Here is an 18,301-nt window from a genome sequence, read left to right as displayed (position 1 = left end):
CATGGAGCCATTTCGCTGGCGGAACTGCTATGCCGACGTTCAAACATACCGGCATGCCAGAACCATTCAGACATATTTTGATGATGTCATCATTCCGGCTCTAGACACCCTTGACCGCAAAACAGAAGAGTTGGAGCAACGCGGCGGCGCCTGGGCCGCTTTTGCGAAACCGGACATGCAGGACGTCATCCGCGAGACGAAACTAGCTTTTTCACTCGCGATCCAATCGATCTGGGAACGCCAACTGAGAGGATACATCGCCGGTTGCGCCAGGGAGCTGTATCCGGCAGAGGATCTCCAAGTCAGGATCGAGCGGGCGGATTGGGAAGGATTGCAGAAGTATTTCGCAAAACTAAGAGGTATCGAGCTTCGCGACTTTCCCAACTTTATGATACTCGACATCCTTCAGCATTTGGGAAACGCCGCGCGCCACGGCGATGGTAAATCGGCAGGTAGGCTTGTTGAGCAATGTCCGGATTTTTGGGGCTACGTGCCGCAAGTGCAGTCAGAAGAGCCAGCTTCTACGATCTATTGCACAGTTGCAATGATGGATGTTCCTGTTCAACGCCTCGAAACTTTCGTAGGAGCGGTTGCGGGATTCTGGGGGGACACGTGCTACATCTACAATGAAAGCATTGAGCGGAAAGACCTTAGCCTAGAAGCGAGACTGGCTCGGGAGCGGCTTGAGCGGAAATGGATTCCGCAAACGCCCCGAATGGCGACGTGAATCACGCTAGGCGCAATCAAAGTTGCACCTGATCGGATCACCGGGTGGGGCTCGGGTCGAGCAGATCCGATTGACCCAAGCGTTTCGTCGAGATCGCTGAAGCGGAGCTTACGGCGCTTCATGAAGGAAACTTTGCTCGTTACCACATCCGGCCGTCGGAGTTTGCAGCCCGGCAAGCTATCTTGTCAAAGTAGACCGCTAAGATCAACGGGCCCTTCAAGTTAGCTTGCCCAAAAGTGGTTCAGAGCTGCGCAGAAAAAGTCAGTGAACGAAGTTGCTTACTACTTGAGACAACGCGCTGACGTTGTATTGTGACGCCCATGTTGGGGGTGAGGATGTCAAGTCGCAAATCGAAAGCTGGGTATCTTTCCGAATATACCCTCGATGATAAATATCTCCTTCGCCCGGATCGAAAATTGGGACGCGCCGGGATCGATGCTTCGCGAACAAGGGACTCCAGAGAAGTCCTTGTTAAAACCTGGCCGCGCACAAAGGGAGCCGATGACCAGGATTTAGAGGTCATCTGGCGAAGCGAAATTCGACAGCTCCAACGTCTCTCCGCGGTCCCCCGTGCCGACGAGCTGCTTGTGCCAATGGTCGGAAGCGGCAAGGACAAAGACGGATTCTATCTTGTCCTTGACCCTGGCCAGGGAACTCCGCTCGAGGTTTTGTTGAGCGCTAGCCGCAAGTCATCTCTCTTGGCCCAGGCCAGGCAGCCGAGATCCAGGCGACTGCTTTGGGCGAACCTTCTACGGCTCGTGCATGGGGTCGAACTGCTACATTCCCAAGGCAGCATTCACCGCAATATCGATCCTTGGTCTGTCGTCACCGCATTGGGCGAAGAACCAGACTTCCGCTTGACTGGTTTCGAGTGGTCGATGCGCATCGTCGCGATCGACACCAATGATGGGAAAAAGGTGAAAGCACCCCGCGAGGAGAAGACTTTTTCCTTCGCTCGTGATTGGCGTGACCTCGCCCATCTTGCCGCTATAATCCTAGATATTCCGCTTGCCCCGCTCAACGATCTCAAAATCGTCGCCTCGCGCGTCGCAGATCATGCTCCCGCCTCAGAGGTAAGATTGTTGCGGGCAATGCTCGGACTTGAACATGTCGAGAGGCTTGATGGTGAGTATATTAGTACCCGTCTCCAGTCGATTATCGACGATATCGCCGCCGAGGTGGCTGGGAAAGAAGCAGCACTTTGCCTCGCCGTAAGGCTGGGGACAGGAAGTGCCCTTTCCGAAGCGATCAGAAAAGCTTCACAAAACGAAATCGAAATTGTCGACGACCTGCAACAATTGCGGTTCATGCGTGACGATCTCGGCGAGCAGGTCCAGCTCATCGCCCTTCGCGAAGGAGGAACACCGAAATATGTCTTGCTCGGCCAACGTCTGACATACAGGCTGACCCCTTACCGCCGACCAAATTCGCCAGATGCCCCGACGTGGGAGTTCGCTTTCACGGAAAGAGTGGACTTCGATCCGCCCGCCAAACACCAAGTCATCGGGGAGACGTTGATCGCCTCAACGTCGCTAGATCTCGTCAAGACCGGAGACGCTGCACAATCGTTTCCGCGCAGACGCGGCAAGGTCCAGCACTGGGATGATTTCCTCGGTCGGACCGCAGCCCAGACTGCAAACAAGTCCGACATGGCCCGGATGCATCAGGCGTTCGCTCTGCTGCTGATATTGGAAATGGCTTACGCCGCCGCCGACATATTCCCTATCGAAGTCGTTTCGAAAGGAAGCGGAGACAGCATTGACCAGAAGGTAATGCATGTTGTCTCGCGTAATGACAGAGATCGAGCCGACCTTTCCGTGCACCTCGGCTTGGAGGCGCCTGCAATCCGGCTGCGAAAGCTGTTGAGTTCCGAAACGCCACGCGACGAGGGTGGCTGGATTTTCTCCGAACCGGGAACACTGGGTGACCGGTCGCCGACAACCACGGCGTGGCGTTTCCTGGATTTTGAGGAGCTGAACGATGTCGAATGCATGAAGTTCGAAGGTCAGTCCCTGCCACAGACGCGCTCTTTTGGCTTCCTCGTTCCGTCCGACATGTCGGGCAGGATCGCACAATTCAAGCGACGTCTAAAAGCACTGACGGCGCTGAAGAACCACGGCGAACTGCTGCGGATGTTCGTCGATCCACGTCTGAAAATAGAAGACAGTCAGGATCCCCTCGACGAAGCCGACGATGCATTTAAGAAACTTGACCAATCGAAGCAAAATGCCCTTCGGGAGATCCTGTCAACGATCCCCCTTTTTCTTCTTCAGGGACCGCCGGGGGTGGGCAAGACCTATCTCGTTGGCGACCTTGTAACGCGTCGAATACAGGAAGACCCGACAGCGCGCGTGCTTTTGTCTGCTCAAAGCAACTCAGCGATCGACCATCTGATGAAAGAGGTGCAAGCCGTCTTCAAAACGTCTGACGACGATAGCGAGCCCTTGATGGTGAGGGCGCGCGCCGCCGACGACGACGACGCCGCGGGCGATCTCGAAATCGACGTCCAGGCGGATAAGCTCCTTCAGGATTTATCTGCGAGTTCGATCATCGAAGAGGCCGCGCCCCGCCTTGCAGCAAGAGTCTATTCACTCGCGAGCGCAAAGACTGCATCCGCCTCAAACCTCTCTGCCGGGGATGTTGCCGGCCGGCGCATTGCGGCCGAGCTTCGCGCCTTTGAAGGCATGATCCTCCGGGCAGCCAACCTCGTTTTTGCAACCACGAATTCCGCTGCGGTGGAGCGCTTGATCGAGGAACAAGGTTTGTTCGATTGGACGATCGTGGAAGAGGCGGGCAAGGCTACGGGCGGCGAGTTGCTTTCCCCGCTCCTTCTGTCGCACAGACGCCTGATGATCGGGGACCACAAGCAATTGCCACCCTTCGATGTCGACAAAATGGCGAAACTCCTGTCGTCGACGACCGAGGTACAAGATGTGGTCAAGCTCGCGGAAGGCCTCGTGTCGCGATATCTAAAAGACCCTGGGCTCGACGAAACTTTCGACGAGGTTTCGAAGGCGGGTGACGATTTCGGCAGGACATGCGCGGAAGCCCTCTCCCTGCTGACCTTGTTTGAGACCTTTGTCGAGCGCGAGCTGTCGCGTCAGAAAAAGCGGGACATCGGCCCTCGCATTGCCCGCCGCCTTAACGAGCAGTACCGAATGCACCCGGCTTGTCTTCGTCAATATGCCCTATGCCCAGGAAGAAGGACCCGGCGGACGCGGGGGTGAACGGGCGCCGCCCTGGTCAAACCCCAACGAAGCCGCTGCGGTGGTGCAGGTCCTCAAGCACCTTCACGCTCCAGACGCCGAAAAGAAACCGTCGCTCGCCGTCCTGTCTCCTTACTGGCAGCAGGTCCGCCGTATCGAACGACTGATCGATCAGAACCGGACTGCCGCTTTGAAAAACCTGTCGAGCTTCGAACCTGCCGTCGGCGATGCTGGTTTCTGCGGGACAGTCGACTCATTCCAGGGTGGCGAAGCGGATGTGGTGGTTGTTTCGATGGTGCGAAACAACCACCATACGACGCCTGCCCGCGCGCTCGGCTTCCTGCGGGACAATCGGCGAATGAATGTCATCTTGAGCCGGGCCAAGTGGCGGATGATCATTGTCGGCAGTTTATCATTTTACAAACATGTCGTCTCGGCGGCAGATCATCTCCAGGATCAGGATATCGGCTTTCTGTCTGAATTCCTCTCCGCCTTTGAAGCCGAAAAGGCGGCCGGGCACGCAGCACAGGTCGAATGGGCCGCCTTGAAGGGGATGAAGTGATGACAACGGTGCAGGTAACTTTTCCGGTGCTAAGGGGCAGCAGACGCTTCATCATCGAGCGCGGTCGCCGATGGAGCGTTATCGAACATCTCCTGCTCGACGCAGTCTCCAGAGGTGCAGCTTCCGCTGCAGATCTCGCCGAGCGTTCAAGCCTTCCCCGACGCGTAGTCGTCGAGGCGTTCATCCGCTTGATGCGGGCAGGATGGGTGGAAATTGTCGCAACCTCCAAGGGCTCCCTGTTCCAGATCACGCCGACGGGCTCATCGCGGGTTCATCATGACCAGTTGCCGTCTGCAACTGTAACGGAACCACGGTGGAGGGCGTTTGCCGTCGAGCAAATAACCGGTAGCGTCTATCGGGGACGAGAGCTTGAGCTTCGGCACAAAAACCAACTGCCCACGCATACAGACGAAAGTCCTGTAGCTCATCTCGAAGCGTCATCGGCCCACGAATTTGAAGATATGGGGGATGTATTTACGGCGATCGAAGGCGAAGATGAACTGATCGTTGGCGTGGATCGTGGCTCGGAGAAACTGGCCGAGCGGTACGCCGTGGTCACGGTGCGGGATGGCATGGTGGAAGGACTTCCAGCCCGAGCGCCGACGCTCTTGCGTCATCAAATCCTCCATGCCGCTTTCAACGTCCTGGGTAAAAGCCCAACGGCGTCCGAGAAGACGGGACCGCAAATCGCGGTAAGTGATGCGCCGGACGATCCACCGACAACAGTCGCCGCCGCCTACGATCCTTCAGATATTATCATAGATGGGGAAGAGCACTGGCGGTCGTTCGAGCGGATCATCAGCGGCGCCTCCGAACGTATCATTATCCATTCTACCTTTATAAGCGACGAGCGCGCCGCTATTGTTCTGCCACTGCTGTTGCGCGCCGCCGAGCGAGGCGTCAAAGTCGACGTACTCTGGGGCCAAGACGACCTGGGATCTTCGACGCGCTCATCTCAGATCGCCGCCGCGAGGATGCAGGCATCCGTGGACTCCGCTGGAAGAACCGGCGCAATCGTCATCCACCCGTTTTCGACCAACTCACATGCCAAGGTTGTGTTCGCCGATTCCGCCAAGGGTTGGAACGCGTTGATCGGCTCGTGCAACTGGCTTGCTTCCGATTATACGAGCTTCGAAACATCGCTCAGACTCCGCGAACCGCTTCTCATCGGCCAGTTGATCCGAAAACTTGCCGGCCTCGCTCAGGGAAGACCGGGCGTGTGGAACGATCTCGCCGTTGAGCTTGCAATCCTTGGAAAAAGGGTGACGAGGACACCCAGCCCTAAAGGCCGTACGGTGCCGATGCGGCTACTATACGGATCCGATCACGCGAAACTTGTCCTTGAAGCACGCGACAGCGCGGTCAGGCGGATTTTTGCGCTCAGTCACCGCATTGGCATCACCGCAAAATCGATGACCTTGCTTCCGGCTCTTGCCGCCGTGCAGGCGCGGGATATAGAAGCCTCGTTCTTCTACGGTAGGACGACAGGACCGCTATCAGGAGAAGCAGGTGCTGACCTCGTCAGAACATTCGCGAAGGCGGGGCTGGAGGTCAAACCGGTCCACAAGCCGCGGATCCATGCCAAGGTCTTGGGATGGGATGATGATAGTTTGGCGGTTTCGAGCCTGAATTGGCTTTCTGCCGATCCTTCGGAAGCCGCGCCATACAGAGAGATCGGCGTCCTCGTCCACGCCCCAAAAATCGCCGATAATTTCATTCGACGGTTTGAAACAGCCGTTACCGCCTGATGTGTCTCTCAAACACCGAGAGAGCCGCGGAGAGGCCGCAGACCTCTTTACTGGCTACACGACACCCCATGCCCGAAACCTCCCCCTCCCGGTCATCTCCCTCAAGCCCAGATCCAAAACAATCCGCCGCGCCGCCTGCGGCGTCACATCGAGCGTCTTGGCCACCATCCCGGCCGACACGAGCGGTTTCGCCATGACCAGCTCGACCAGTTCCGGCAGTTTCGAAGACGTCCGGCGCCCGTCCAGCTTTCGGTCCATCATTATTTTCGCCAGTGTCAGCCGGTCATGCTCTTTCAAGCCGATCTCCGCGGCGGCCAAAAACCCTTGGGCGATGGCCAGCAGCCGAGTTTCGCGGTCGCGATGCCGGCGCCGATCGACGGGGATGGTTTTGAGGCCGAGATTGATCGCGGCGAGGTGAGCGCCGGTGGTGATGCCAGCTTCTCGCAGGATCGATGCAGCGAGCAGCCGGCCGAGCCACGGGGCGTGCTGAAGGACGGACAGCTCGTTCCAGGCATCGAGAGCCACGATGGCCTGCAGCATCGCCGGTAGGTCTTCGGTCTGCCGTAGCGCGCTGCGCCATTCGCCGAGGCGTTCGTCCTCGTCCCAGTCGAGATCATAAACCAGCGGATCTTTTTCCGGACGGCTAGCCGTCGCCCGGCCGCCGGGACGTGTTGCGTCCTCGATTGCGGCCGACGATCGAGTCAGCGTCGCATCGATGGCGGCAAAGTCGACGCCGGGGAGATCGTCCGCGTCATCACCATCGTCCCCCTCTCCTTCCGCACCGATCGAGGCCGCGGCCCGAATGACCCCGGTCGTCCCCACCTCGTCCGCGCCGACCGCCGCGACCTCCGACGTCTGGCGCAGCGCCCGCAAACCGTCGGCGGACAGAGCCCAGCCAGGCAGTTGGCCGGCGATCCGCCGGCGGGTGCGCAACACGTCGCGGGCGATGGTCAGTTCGTGGGTCGGGGTGCGGATGTCGCGGGTGGCGTCGTGGAGGACAAGGTCTTCAAGATGGACGAGTTCGCCGTCGATCCACAGCGAGGCGCAGGCGTCGGTGAACTGCGACCGTTCGAGGAAGCCCGCACCGACCGGCGAGCGAGCAATGCGCTCGTCGAGACGCGTCAGAGCGAGACCGGCGTCAAAAGCCGGTTGCATGAGGGCTGTCATGCTGATTTTCGCGAGATCGTAAGCCATTGAAATCACGGTAAATGATTTGCTAAAGGAAATCTATCACGGCCTTACGGTTCGCCACTGGATATGATGCCATAGGCCGCGCCTAGCCATCGATAAGTATCGCTTATCGGACGTGAAACGTACAGATGGATTGTACGCGCGGGTTTGCGGTGCTATCGTGCAGTTCGAGAGGCAAAATCGGATCGCACGATGCCCCAGACCACCTACAAGATCAGCGAAGCGCGGAAAAATTTCGCCGAGGTGCTCGAGCGCGCCAACCAGGGCGAAGAAATCATCATCATGCGGGGCAGTGAGATCTATGCCCGCATCGGCCCGGCCGATGGCGGCAAGCGCCCCTTCGGCTTGCTGCGCCAGCGCGGCCTGCCCGACGACCTGTTCGACGAGGTCGATGCTGAGCAGGCAGCAATCGACGCCGGCGACTGGAATAACGATGTCGGCGTCTGGCAGGGTGATCCATCCGACCGTGTGCCCAAGGCATGAAGGTTCTACTCGACAGCCACGCCGTCTACTGGTGGACGATCGGCAGTGAACGACTTTCGACGACGGCCCGATCGCTGATTGAGGACAAGGCCAACACCGTCCTCGTCAGCGCCGTCTCCTTCTACGAACTCGACAACAAGATGCGCCTGAAGAAGCTCGACTTGAAGCCGCAGGAACTACGCGCTGCCGTCGCGGCCAGTGGCTTGCAGACGCTTGCCGTCACCGATCTCCACGCCGAACTGGCGGCAAGTTTTGATTGGGATCACCGCGACCCCTGGGACCGCATTCTCGCCGCCCAGACGCGGCTGGAACATTGCTCATTCGCGTCGCTCGACATCGCCTTCGATGCGGTGCTGCACGAACGGATCTGGTAGGGAGATCGCCAGTGATGGTGATATTCGCCGATGTCGAGGAAGCCGCCGAACGCCTGGAGGAATTGATCGAATTGGCCCTTCGCCAGGACGAGTGTATGTGTGCCGAGACGGACGGCCGGTCGCGATGCTGACTTGGTTTTGGCGCAGCGATGCGCTCGTCTCAGGCGAGAACGCGCAGAACCTTTCTGAGGCAGAAGCCCCGATTGCGTGATCTCACGTCAATCCACGACGACAACCATGACGCCCGGGGACGTCCGCAGTGACGTCGCCTCCGTCGATCGCCGCGCCGAGGAGCTCGACACGATCGCCGCCGTGCTGCCGACCGAGCGCCGCGAAGAGCTCGCCGTACTGCTCACCGATCAGGATGTCGACACGCTCCGCCACCCGGTCAATGAAGGCATGGGCGTCAATACCCTGCGGACTTCCGACCTCGCCTATCTGCAGGCCCGGTCGATGGCCACCGCCGGCCAACCCCTGCCCTGGCCGGCGACCGAGGCGCCGCTTCTAAAATTCATCGCCCATCACCTCTAGAAGAACCGGATTTATCCTTGCCAATGTTCGACTGAAAAGAGGACACGAGCATGTCCCTTACCATCGGCTCACCAACGTCATTCCTGTGAAAGACGATGAGGTGCCGTTGCGCGAATATCCATAATTCGCAGACATGTCCGATACACGCAGCAAACGACGCGCGGGCAATTCATTTTGCGCCGGAACTTGCAAGTTTTAACAAAGGCTTAAGCTTCCGGGATACATCTCGCATTAGTATTTTTTCATGTTCAGTGCGACGGTGGTTTTTTGAAGTCAGCTCTTTCATTTTCATTAGGTCGATGCTTCCACACACTTCGCGATCTTAGAAGAGACCGAACCGGCAACGTTGCGATCATCGTTGCCCTCAGCCTGGTGCCGATGCTCGTCGCGGTCGGCGCGAGCTTTGACTATATTCGCAGCTATAATGTCCGGCAGAAAATGCAGAGTGACCTTGATGCCGCTCTGATCGCGGCCGTCAAGCAGATCAACAATACCGCGGATACCGACGCCCTCAAGGCAAAGGTCTCCGACTGGTTCCATGCGCAGGTGGACAACAGCTACACGCTTGGCGAAATCGACATCGATACGACCAATCACAACATCACGGCGACTGCAAGCGGCACCGTGCCGACGACGTTCATGAAGATTGCCAATATCGATACAGTACCCGTCAGCGTAGGAAGCGCCGTCAAGGGCCCGGCGACGTCCTATCTCAACGTCTATATTGTCATCGACACGTCTCCGTCGATGCTTCTGGCTGCAACGACCTCAGGTCAGTCGACGATGTATTCCGGCATTGGCTGTCAGTTCGCCTGCCACACGGGTGATGCGCACACCGTCGGCAAGAAAACATACGCCAACAACTATGAATACAGCACAGCGAAGAACATAAAACTGCGCGCCGATGTCGCCGGCGACGCCGTCAAGGACGTGCTCTCCCTCATCGATACGTCCGACAGCAATCATGAACGGATCAAGGTCGGATTGTATAGCCTCGGCGATACGCTGACGGAAGTTCTCGCCCCGACATTGAGCACGGACACGGCGCGCACCCGTCTCGCGGACAAAAGTTATGGCCTCACCAGCGCGACCTCCACGGCCGCCACCTATTTCGACGTCTCGCTGGCGACGCTCAAGCAGAAAGTCGGCACCGGGGGGGACGGGACCACTTCGGGGACGCCGCTCAAGCTGGTTTTGCTGTTGACGGATGGCGTCCAGTCAAAGCGCGAATGGGTGACCGACAGCGTGGTGTGGAAGAGCGGGAAGGCTATATCCGGAGCATACTGGAATAAGGTCGCGCCGCTCAATCCCGATTGGTGCGGCTATCTCAAGAATCAATCCAATACCATGGCAGTGCTCTACACCGAATACCTGCCGATCAGCTCGGACTGGGGTTACAATGCAACTGTCGGCTCGACCATGGCGAGCGCCAACTGGAAGAATACCTGGGGCGGCACCATGGACAGCGGCGTGTCGACCAGCATCACGAGGCGGGATTACATCCCCTATGCACTGGCTGACTGCGCGTCGTCCAAGAGCCTGTTCCTGTCAGCCTCGTCGTCCACCGAGATCACGGCAGGCCTGTCGACGCTCTTCACGCAATATCTCTCTTCCGTGCGGCTGACCCAATGAGGCGCGGAAACCGGTTCGCACCGCTGCGCCGCCTGATCGGCGACCGGAAGGGGGCTGCTGCGATCGAATTTGCGATCCTGGCCCTGCCGCTCTTCATCATCCTCTTCGGCATTATCGAAGTATCGCTGATGTTTTTCGTCAATTCCGCGCTTGATGCTTCGGTGCACAAGATCTCCCGAATGATCCGCACCGGCGAGGTGGCGTCCTCGAAGATTACACTGGCCGGTTTCAAGGCCAAGATATGCGACGACATGCTTCTGTCGTTCGACTGCTCCAGCGGTCTCGTCGTCAACGTGAACGTGCTTTCCGACATGTCGTCCGCAGCCCACACCGATCCGATCGACGACAGCGGTAATCTCACGGTCACCGAGACTTATGATATCGGCAACGGCAGCGACTACATCCTGGTTCAGGCGTTCATGCCATGGACGGCCGTCGTCAGTTTCTTCAACCTGTCGAGCGCCAAGCTTTCCGACGGCCGTTATCTCCTTGGATCTTCCGCTCTGTTCCGCAACGAGCCATTCTGACATGACGATGAAACGAAGCCTGTCCCTTTTCCGGTTCGCGCGGTCCGGCATCCGTTATTTTGTGCGCGACCGGTCGGCTGCTTCGGGCGTCGAATTCGCGCTCGTGCTGCCGATCCTGGTGATGCTGTTGTTCGGCACCGCCGATCTCGGCCATGCGCTGACGGTCAGCCGCAAGATAGACGAAATCGCCTCTTCCACAGGCGATATGATTGCCCAGCAGAGTTCCTGGACGAAGTCCGACGTCGCCAAGCTTCTTTCGGGCGCCAGCTTCATCCTGCAGCCCTATGACACCACCGAACTGACGATCACTGTCGCGGTCAACGATGTCAGCGCGAGCGGCAGCGCGACCGTCAACTGGTCCGCCGCCCTCAACACCTCGGCGGTGAACTCCGGCACGGCGAGCGCGGTCACAATCCCCTCCAATATCCAGGAAACTGGCGTGCAGATCGTGCTGACCCGGGTTCAATATACGTTGACGACACCGGTCTCCGCGTTTTTCTCAAACTTCACTGGACAGAACGGCTACAGCTTCGACCGATATTTCTTCAATCGTCCGCGCGTGAGTGACACGATCACTTACAAGTAAGCCGAAGAACGCCCGCCGGATCGCCAACCAATGCGGCATACGCTCGGACCGGTTGTCGCCGGGCCGACAATGGTGCATTGCTGCGGCCGATGAGAGCGTCAAGGATCATGAAATGACATCAGAAAGGGTTAGCGGCAACATTGGGCGGTTGCCGGTTACGGTGGCGATCGCTCTGGTGGCCGCACTCTGTTTGCATGGCCCTGTCGGTGCGGCAGCGGGAGATCGGCAGTGGTCGCAAGATCCGGGCAGCCACTGCAAATTCATCGCACCAGCCTCCTTGACCAGCGGCCCGACGTTCTGGATCGGCGCCTGCATCAACGGGAAGGCATCAGGCGAGGGGATGCTGCGCCGCCGGGACGGCGAGCGGGCCGGCCCCGCCTTTTTCGGCCGGATGAAGGAAGGGGTCCCAGAAATCGGCGTCGTCGATCTGGCTGACGGATTTAGGGCCGGCAGTTTCAGCGGCGACGACATCGGCGGGCAAGCGGAGTCCGATCCGCAGGACAGGATCAATGCCTTCCGTATCGCGGCCGAGGCGGCGCGGCAGGTCAGCGCCCAATATGTCGCCGAGAAGAACCCCGGATCCGCCCGCCACTACGAAGAGCTTGCCAAGACATTGGAGCTGCAGACCGATTGAAACGGTGTCCGCACGATGTTGCGCCTCTCAGCCGCCGAGCCTGACGATGCCGTATGGATTGAACTTGTATTCGTCCACTTCATAAGTGGAATTGAAGGAGAGGCTTGCCCGGCGCGCCTTCAGCGTCGATTCGAGCCCCTGCTCGGCGATCTCGTCGGCGGCTGCATCCATGATGGCGACAATCTGCCGTTCGCTGCCTTCTGTGTCAGGCACATAGACATCCGGCAGCCCGACAAGATGGAAGCCGACGCTTTCGAGATACCCCCGCGCAGAGAGCGGCCGCTTCGCAAAGGCCAGCCGGCCGATCCGCTGCTCGGTGAGCCTGTCGGCGGATTTCTGCGCCTCGGCTCCCTGCCGGATCAGTTCTCTCCATCGATCGAGCCCATGGGCGATCCCGGCGCTTTCACCCTTCACGGCAACCGCTCCCGCGCCGATCAACCGTTCGACGAGGCGGAGCGCCAGCATCGAAACCGTCACCGTTTCCGCCTGCTTCATGCTCGGCCCAAGGATGTAGAGCACCGATCGATGATCGGCGACGGCTTTCTCATCCGCCGGATCCCAGGCATCGGGTTCGACCCGATCCCAGCAGACGTCGAATGACCGGCTCATGCGATCATCAGGCTCGGCCTGCGAATAATCCTCGTCGATGCTGAAACCGGTGGCGAAGTCACGGATTGCCTGCGATGCCGCATCGGACAGGCGGCTCAGGTCGGGGTCCCGCCCGAGAAAACACAGGACATGCCGAGGCGTCACCGACGATGCCTCGGCCTGCATCGTTTGCTTGCCGGAATCCGAGCCGGCTTCCTTGGCAGATGCCGGCCTCCAGCCGATCAGGGCCCAAAATGTCCCTAACAGCGCGCGACGCATGAGATTCACGATCGATTCCTTTCCTCCGGTCGAATGTTTTGAGCTGCCTCAGCCTTGTAAACATCCGAAATCCGAAACGAAAGACGTCACCAGACGATGCCGCCGCGCGCCGATGTTCAGGCCCAGATATCGCCTGGGGTGAACCCTTCCGTGAAGGGATCGTCATTGTCGAGAACGAGGGTATTCAGGCCGGAGATCCAGCTGGTGCCGGTCAGCGTCGGGACAACGGCGGATTTGTCGCCGATCCGGGCCTCTTCGACCAGCCTGCCTGTATAGATATTGCCCAGAATGCCCTGGTGCCGGAAATCCTGGTTGAGCGGCAATTCGCTCTTCGCATGCAGAACCGCCATCTTCGCGCAGGTGCCGGTGCCGCAGGGGCAGCGATCGAGCGCTCCCGTCCAGGTAGCGGGATCGTCCCAGGACAGACCACCCGTCGCCATCGTCACCGTATTTTTCCAGTCGGCGTTCGGATCGTCCGTCGGTCCCGACAGCTGTGAGATCGTAATGCCGACGCCGGGGTAATGCGGATGGGCAACCGGCAACTGTTCGATGGCCGCCTGGCGGATCATCGCGGAAACGCGCGCGATCTCCCGCCCATGTGCGGGGATCAGCTCAAGGCCTTTGAACTGCCTGACATCGGCGATGACATAGAACATGCCGCCCCAGCCGACATCGACGGTGACCTTTCCGAGATGCGGCACATCGATGACTGCATCGAGATGGGCGGCAAATGCGGGGACGTTCTTGAAGGTCACGTTCTTGGCCTTGCCGTTGCTGCATTCCGCCGTGACGCGGATCAGGCCGGCGGGCGCCTCGAGCACCAGCTCGGTGACGGGCTCCTTCATCGGCAGCATGCCCATTTCCAAAAGCACCGTCACCACCGAGATGGTATTGCCGCCGGACATCATCGGATATTCGATTTGCTCGAGGATGATATAGCCGGCATCGGCTTCCGGGTGACAGGGCGGCACGATGATGTTGCAGCAATGGGCGTGATAGCCGCGCGGCTCGCGCAGCATCAACTTGCGCAGCTGATCGTCGTTGCTCTCCAGCCATTTCATCTTCTCATAGACGGAATTGCCGGGAATATGCGGAATGCCGCCCGTGATCACGCGCATCGGCGTGCCTGCGTGCGTATCGACCGCGTGGATCGTTCTTTTGAATCCCACTTGTTCTCCATCGTTGCGAAATTGCCGTCTTCGTCAGACAGCGGCCCGCAGCTCGGCCATCTCTTTGTAATATCGTATACGATATCTTTTATCCGAAGCCGCGAACCTGTTAATCACCAACGTCATGCTTGTTGACACTAATGTACATTATTCCTTTCGGCGTCTCGCGACTGTTGCTAAGGAACTCAATGGGCCGGAACACCGACCGGCCGAGAACCGGGCCGCGCCGGATGTCTTCAAAGCATCGGCGATCAAGGAAACACGAGAACGGAGATTTCAGATGTCTGATGAGGTCGTGCTCAATCTGGCGGAAGCCGAGGCCCTGGCAATACGGGCCTGCCTGGCAGCCGGCGCAACGGAAGCCACCGCCCGATCCCTCGTAGACGCTACCTTGTCCGCCGCACTCTACGGACCTGCGACACTCGGGTTTCCGCACATGGTGGATTACCTCAACAGCTTTCGCGAGGGCCGCATCAACGGCGGCGCTGAACCAAGCTGCACGCGTCCTTATCCCGCCTTCTTCGTCGCGGATGCCGATCGCGGCATCGCCCAGCTCGGTTTCGATCGCGTCTTCGACGAACTCGTCGCGGTCACGCGCAATTTCGGGGTCGCCGTGTTTACGCAGAAGAACAGCTATACCGCGGGAGAACTGGGCTACTATGTTCGCAGGCTTGCCGGCGAAGGAATCGTCGGCATCGCCGCGACCAACGCCAATGCCATGGTGGTCGCCAAAGCCGGCGGCCCAGCCGTTTACAGCACGAACCCGATGGCCTTCGGCTTTCCGCTGGGAGAAGGATCGCTGCCGCTCACCATCGACCAGGCTTCCAGCGCCACCGCCTATGTCAATATCATCGCCGCCGCAGCCGAGGGACGCGCCATCCCGGCCGGATGGGCCGTCGACGAAGCCGGTAACGACACCCAGGATGCGGCAAGAGCGCTTGGCGGAGCGCTGCTTCCTTTCGGCGGACGCAAGGGCGCCAATGTGGCGCTGATGGTGGAAATGCTGTCGGCCGGCCTCTCCGGCGGCCCGTGGTCATTGGACACGCCGTCGTTCAGAGAGGGAAGCGACAGCCCTGCCGTGGGATTGACCGTCGTGGCGATGATGCCGGGGTGCACCGACGATGGCCTTGTCGAGCGCGCGCGCCGCCAGGCCGACCGCCTTCAGCAACACGGCGTGTTCATGCCCGGCGTCAGCGGCATCGAATATCCAAGGCCGGCGACGGAAAGCCTGAAAGTGCCGCGCGCCGTCTTCGAGGCTGTCGTAAAGATCGCCGGCACCTGACTTTTCCCGCGATCGATGGGATGACGCTCAACGGGGCTTCTTTTCCGGAAGATGTTCGAGAAGCGATTGGCAGGCGCTCATGATGTGGGCGTAGAGCAGACCTGCCGCCTTTTCCTCATCGCGCGCTCGGCACGCTTCGAGGATCTGGCGATGTTCGCGATCCGCCGTCTGCTTGCCATGCGACAGGGTCAACTGCACCCGGAGATAGCGTTCCAGCCGGTCGTGGACGGAACGGATTGTGTTGACCAGGAAAGGTCGTTGCGCGTCCTCGTAAAGGCGGCTGTGGAATCGCCAATTCAATTCCGACCACCGGGCGACATCGGTTTCCCCTGCGAAGGCGTCGCAATAGCCAAGCGCCTTTTCAAAGGTCTCTTCCGTCATATGAGGGATCGAGAGTTTGATGGCGTTCGATTCCAAGATCGCGCGCACCTCGAAGATCTGGACAATCTCAGGCTCCGAAACGCTCGTGACGATCGCGCCCTTGTTGCGGTGGAACTCCACCAGACCTTCCGCCTCCAGCCGCTTGAGCGCTTCCCGCACGGGGATCTTGCTGACGTTGAACAGCCTGGCGACATCGTCCTGACGGATCGGCTCGCCTTCATCCAGCGATCCATCCGCAATGGAATCGCGGATGAACTTCAGGATGACATCCGAGGCTGTGGGGGCCTTCCCGAGATTTGTCACCTGAGCGGTGTTGAAAGGCATTCCCCAAGCTCCTTGTTTCCGGGACGAAGATCCTGCTTGGGATATCGTAGACGATCTCATTCCTCAAGATCGATCAGCTTTTTCACGCCGCGGCTTGCGCTCCCGTAATCTCTGGATCCAGCCGCCGGTTTTGCGTTCACCGAGAATTACCGTGCGAGCGGATGGGGCGGCCCTTTCGACCGCTATTTCTGCTGACCGAAAGCCCAGTCGTGGTAGTCGAATCCCGCCCTCGCGGCACAGCCGGTATCGAGGAGCAGCCCGACCTTGCGACCCATCGTGTCGAACAGGCGGGAGATCTCGTCGAAAGTCTGCATCACCAAAGGTGATGATGATAGGCCAGCTGGAGAACGTATTCATCCGCCAGACGCTTCGAGAATTCGGTCAAGTGCGAAGCATAGGCCGCTGCTTCGCCTGCCGGCATGATCAGGCGCTGGGACATGGGCGCGTCGAGAGGCGATCCGGGCGTCATCACGGCGACCTCGCCGTAGATCATTACCTTGCAGTCCATCGCATGGAGAAGGTCGGCATGCCGCGACAGCGGCCATTTCGTCATCGACGCGGCGTTCCGCCAATTCGCCGGAGTGCCACGCTTGAAGCCAGCGCCACTGCATGCCGCACATCTTCGGGCAGGAAATCGAGAGAATTCATGCGAACCCCTGTGGCGCGTCAATGCGTTGCGGCAGACGCCCTTGTCTTGGAAATGGTTGGACGGGGAGCGCCGGAGATCGATCTCAGATGCTGTTGAAAGAAACACTTCAGCTCCCTGAAGGTGTCGAAGCCCAACGCATTGGCGACGCGGACCACCGTGGAAGGGGACACCACGCATTCGCCCGCCACGGAACTTATCGTTCCGAAGGCGACGATATCGGGCCGTGTCAGCATCTTGCGCGCCACGCGCTCCTGCTGCTCGGGAAGTCGCAACCCGGCTGCCGTAATCATGCCCTTCAGTTCGGCGACGCTGTTCGGCTTCTGCAATGTCCGCTCGGCGCTCATGGTGTCGGCTCCTTGTTGAGGCGGGATGCGCCGGCTCGGCGGCGCATCCCGGCTTTCATGACAAAAGCACGGGCCGATTCTTCGAAACGGACTCGATGCTGGCGAGCGCGATCATCAACGCGTTGCGCGCATCCATGCCTGTCGGAGCATCCTTGAATTCGCCATTGCGCACGGCGTCGACGAACGCGGCGAGCTGGGCGGTGTACCCCTGGACGAAGTGATCGGTGTCCCGTCGCCACGTATCGTTCGAGACACCGTCCTTGTCGAAGAGGGTCATACTCGACCGCCGGACGTCGCCCATGGTGACCATACCTCCGGATCCGAACACCTCGCCGCGAATGTCATAACCGTAAAGTGCCGAGAAGTTCGCCTCCGCGACGGCGACCGAGCCGTTGTCGAAGCGGATGTTGACCACTGCGGTGTCGATGAAGCCCTTCTCCTTTGCATCCGGGCGGAGGAGCGCGTCGGCCATCGCGAAAACCTCGACCGGCTTGGCGCTGGCATTGAGCCAAAGCAGGGTGTCGAAGTCGTGAATGAGCGTCTCGTAGAAAATGGTCCACTGTGGGATGCGGTCGGGATCTGCGCCGAAGGGGCCTGGATCGCGCGTCAGGGAGCGGATGAGCTGCGGGGCGCCGATCTTGCCGGCGTCGATGGCGGCGCGACCCTCGGCAAAGGCTTGGTCCCAGCGCCGGTTGAACCCGACCTGGAGCGGCACGCCGGCCGAATGGGCCGCGGCAATCGCCCGGTCCGCATCTTCAAGGGTCAGGGCCATCGGCTTCTCGCAGAAGATCGCCTTGCCGGCTTCGGCAGCCTGCACCAGCACATTTGTATGGAACCGCGCGGGGGTGGCGATAACCACCGCATCGAGCCCCGGATGGGCAAGGAGTTCTGATACCTCAGCATATGCGGCGTCCACACCGAGCGTCTCTGCGAGCTTCGCTGCGGTGCCCGGCGCCGGATCTGCGATGGCGACAAGTTCCGCGTCCACCAGCCGGCGGGCGATGGATTGGCCATGGAAGGAGCCGATGCGGCCGGCGCCGATAAGGCCGACGTTGACGGACTTGATCTTGGGCATGGTTCGGGT

19 protein-coding genes and 1 pseudogene are annotated in these 18,301 nt (G+C 59.7%); 12 read left to right on the top strand and 8 right to left on the bottom strand.

Annotation, left to right across the window (positions count from 1 at the left end; translation table 11 throughout):
• Position 1: 1 nt before the first annotated feature.
• The 4 genes from OS035_RS05710 to OS035_RS05695 all read left to right on the top strand — a co-directional run bounded on the left by OS035_RS05710 (position 2) and on the right by OS035_RS05695 (position 6,243).
• Positions 2 to 727: a hypothetical protein gene (locus OS035_RS05710; protein ID WP_331813457.1), complete on the top strand. Its 726-nt coding sequence runs from the start codon at positions 2 to 4 to the stop codon at positions 725 to 727.
• Between the two features lie 335 nt (positions 728 to 1,062).
• Positions 1,063 to 3,954: an AAA domain-containing protein gene (locus OS035_RS05705; RefSeq protein ID WP_331813456.1), complete on the top strand. Its 2,892-nt coding sequence runs from the start codon at positions 1,063 to 1,065 to the stop codon at positions 3,952 to 3,954.
• A complete protein-coding gene (locus OS035_RS05700) occupies positions 3,911 to 4,495 on the top strand; it encodes a C-terminal helicase domain-containing protein (RefSeq protein WP_331813455.1) in 585 nt (194 codons plus the stop codon). Before OS035_RS05705 ends, OS035_RS05700 begins: the two co-directional genes overlap by 44 nt.
• Positions 4,495 to 6,243 (top strand): phospholipase D-like domain-containing protein, encoded by a 1,749-nt coding sequence (locus OS035_RS05695; RefSeq protein WP_331813454.1) that lies wholly within the window; start codon positions 4,495 to 4,497, stop codon positions 6,241 to 6,243. The genes OS035_RS05700 and OS035_RS05695 overlap by 1 nt, the downstream gene beginning before the upstream one ends.
• Positions 6,244 to 6,297: 54 nt before the next feature.
• On the opposite strand, the gene OS035_RS05690 is transcribed toward OS035_RS05695, so the two are convergent.
• Positions 6,298 to 7,437, bottom strand: coding sequence for an RHE_PE00001 family protein (locus OS035_RS05690; protein WP_331813453.1), 1,140 nt, complete (start codon positions 7,435 to 7,437; stop codon positions 6,298 to 6,300).
• A gap of 189 nt (positions 7,438 to 7,626) precedes the next feature.
• Here OS035_RS05690 and OS035_RS05685 point away from each other — a divergent pair, with 189 nt between their 5' ends.
• The 7 genes and pseudogenes from OS035_RS05685 to OS035_RS05655 all read left to right on the top strand — a co-directional run bounded on the left by OS035_RS05685 (position 7,627) and on the right by OS035_RS05655 (position 12,201).
• Positions 7,627 to 7,917 (top strand): type II toxin-antitoxin system Phd/YefM family antitoxin, encoded by a 291-nt coding sequence (locus OS035_RS05685; protein ID WP_097624349.1) that lies wholly within the window; start codon positions 7,627 to 7,629, stop codon positions 7,915 to 7,917.
• Complete coding sequence (locus OS035_RS05680; RefSeq protein ID WP_097624348.1) at positions 7,914 to 8,291, top strand: type II toxin-antitoxin system VapC family toxin; 378 nt, start codon at positions 7,914 to 7,916, stop codon at positions 8,289 to 8,291. Before OS035_RS05685 ends, OS035_RS05680 begins: the two co-directional genes overlap by 4 nt.
• A gap of 237 nt (positions 8,292 to 8,528) precedes the next feature.
• Positions 8,529 to 8,819 (top strand): annotated as a pseudogene (locus OS035_RS05675) (integrase); the annotation flags it as partial.
• 270 nt (positions 8,820 to 9,089) lie between these two features.
• The gene (locus OS035_RS05670; protein ID WP_331813452.1) at positions 9,090 to 10,454 is read left to right on the top strand and encodes a TadE/TadG family type IV pilus assembly protein; all 1,365 of its coding nucleotides are present in this window, start codon (positions 9,090 to 9,092) and stop codon (positions 10,452 to 10,454) included.
• Positions 10,451 to 10,981, top strand: a complete 531-nt coding sequence (locus tag OS035_RS05665; protein WP_331813451.1) for a TadE/TadG family type IV pilus assembly protein — start codon at positions 10,451 to 10,453, stop codon at positions 10,979 to 10,981. The genes OS035_RS05670 and OS035_RS05665 overlap by 4 nt, the downstream gene beginning before the upstream one ends.
• A 1-nt stretch (position 10,982) precedes the next feature.
• Positions 10,983 to 11,567 (top strand): TadE/TadG family type IV pilus assembly protein, encoded by a 585-nt coding sequence (locus OS035_RS05660; protein WP_131710648.1) that lies wholly within the window; start codon positions 10,983 to 10,985, stop codon positions 11,565 to 11,567.
• A gap of 112 nt (positions 11,568 to 11,679) precedes the next feature.
• On the top strand, positions 11,680 to 12,201 hold the full coding sequence (locus OS035_RS05655; RefSeq protein ID WP_183781499.1) for a hypothetical protein: 522 nt from the start codon (positions 11,680 to 11,682) through the stop codon (positions 12,199 to 12,201).
• A gap of 27 nt (positions 12,202 to 12,228) precedes the next feature.
• Here the strand turns inward: OS035_RS05655 and OS035_RS05650 are convergent, their stop codons facing one another.
• Both OS035_RS05650 and OS035_RS05645 read right to left on the bottom strand, forming a co-directional pair.
• On the bottom strand, positions 12,229 to 13,077 hold the full coding sequence (locus OS035_RS05650) for a hypothetical protein (RefSeq protein ID WP_097624343.1): 849 nt from the start codon (positions 13,075 to 13,077) through the stop codon (positions 12,229 to 12,231).
• A 107-nt stretch (positions 13,078 to 13,184) separates the two neighbouring features.
• Positions 13,185 to 14,237 (bottom strand): proline racemase family protein, encoded by a 1,053-nt coding sequence (locus OS035_RS05645; RefSeq protein WP_331813450.1) that lies wholly within the window; start codon positions 14,235 to 14,237, stop codon positions 13,185 to 13,187.
• A gap of 280 nt (positions 14,238 to 14,517) precedes the next feature.
• Between OS035_RS05645 and OS035_RS05640 the strand changes: the two genes are divergently transcribed.
• Positions 14,518 to 15,519 (top strand): Ldh family oxidoreductase, encoded by a 1,002-nt coding sequence (locus OS035_RS05640; protein WP_331813449.1) that lies wholly within the window; start codon positions 14,518 to 14,520, stop codon positions 15,517 to 15,519.
• Positions 15,520 to 15,546: 27 nt separating this feature from the next.
• Here OS035_RS05640 and OS035_RS05635 read toward each other — a convergent pair whose 3' ends face one another.
• From OS035_RS05635 to OS035_RS05615, 5 genes are all read right to left on the bottom strand, one after another.
• Complete coding sequence (locus OS035_RS05635) at positions 15,547 to 16,224, bottom strand: GntR family transcriptional regulator (RefSeq protein WP_331813448.1); 678 nt, start codon at positions 16,222 to 16,224, stop codon at positions 15,547 to 15,549.
• 182 nt (positions 16,225 to 16,406) lie between these two features.
• On the bottom strand, positions 16,407 to 16,538 hold the full coding sequence (locus OS035_RS05630; RefSeq protein WP_331813447.1) for a hypothetical protein: 132 nt from the start codon (positions 16,536 to 16,538) through the stop codon (positions 16,407 to 16,409).
• Complete coding sequence (locus tag OS035_RS05625) at positions 16,538 to 16,777, bottom strand: hypothetical protein (RefSeq protein ID WP_331813446.1); 240 nt, start codon at positions 16,775 to 16,777, stop codon at positions 16,538 to 16,540. Before OS035_RS05625 ends, OS035_RS05630 begins: the two co-directional genes overlap by 1 nt.
• Positions 16,778 to 16,890: 113 nt before the next feature.
• Entirely contained in the window at positions 16,891 to 17,217 is a 327-nt protein-coding gene (locus OS035_RS05620; RefSeq protein WP_331813445.1) for a MurR/RpiR family transcriptional regulator, read from the bottom strand.
• Between the two features lie 55 nt (positions 17,218 to 17,272).
• On the bottom strand, positions 17,273 to 18,292 hold the full coding sequence (locus tag OS035_RS05615) for a Gfo/Idh/MocA family oxidoreductase (protein ID WP_131710642.1): 1,020 nt from the start codon (positions 18,290 to 18,292) through the stop codon (positions 17,273 to 17,275).
• Positions 18,293 to 18,301 lie beyond the last annotated feature (9 nt).

Origin of the sequence: Rhizobium sp. 268 (assembly GCF_036571585.1) — a bacterium.
GTDB classification, from domain to species: domain Bacteria; phylum Pseudomonadota; class Alphaproteobacteria; order Rhizobiales; family Rhizobiaceae; genus Rhizobium; species Rhizobium redzepovicii.
This window is presented reverse-complemented; position numbering and strand designations above follow the sequence as displayed.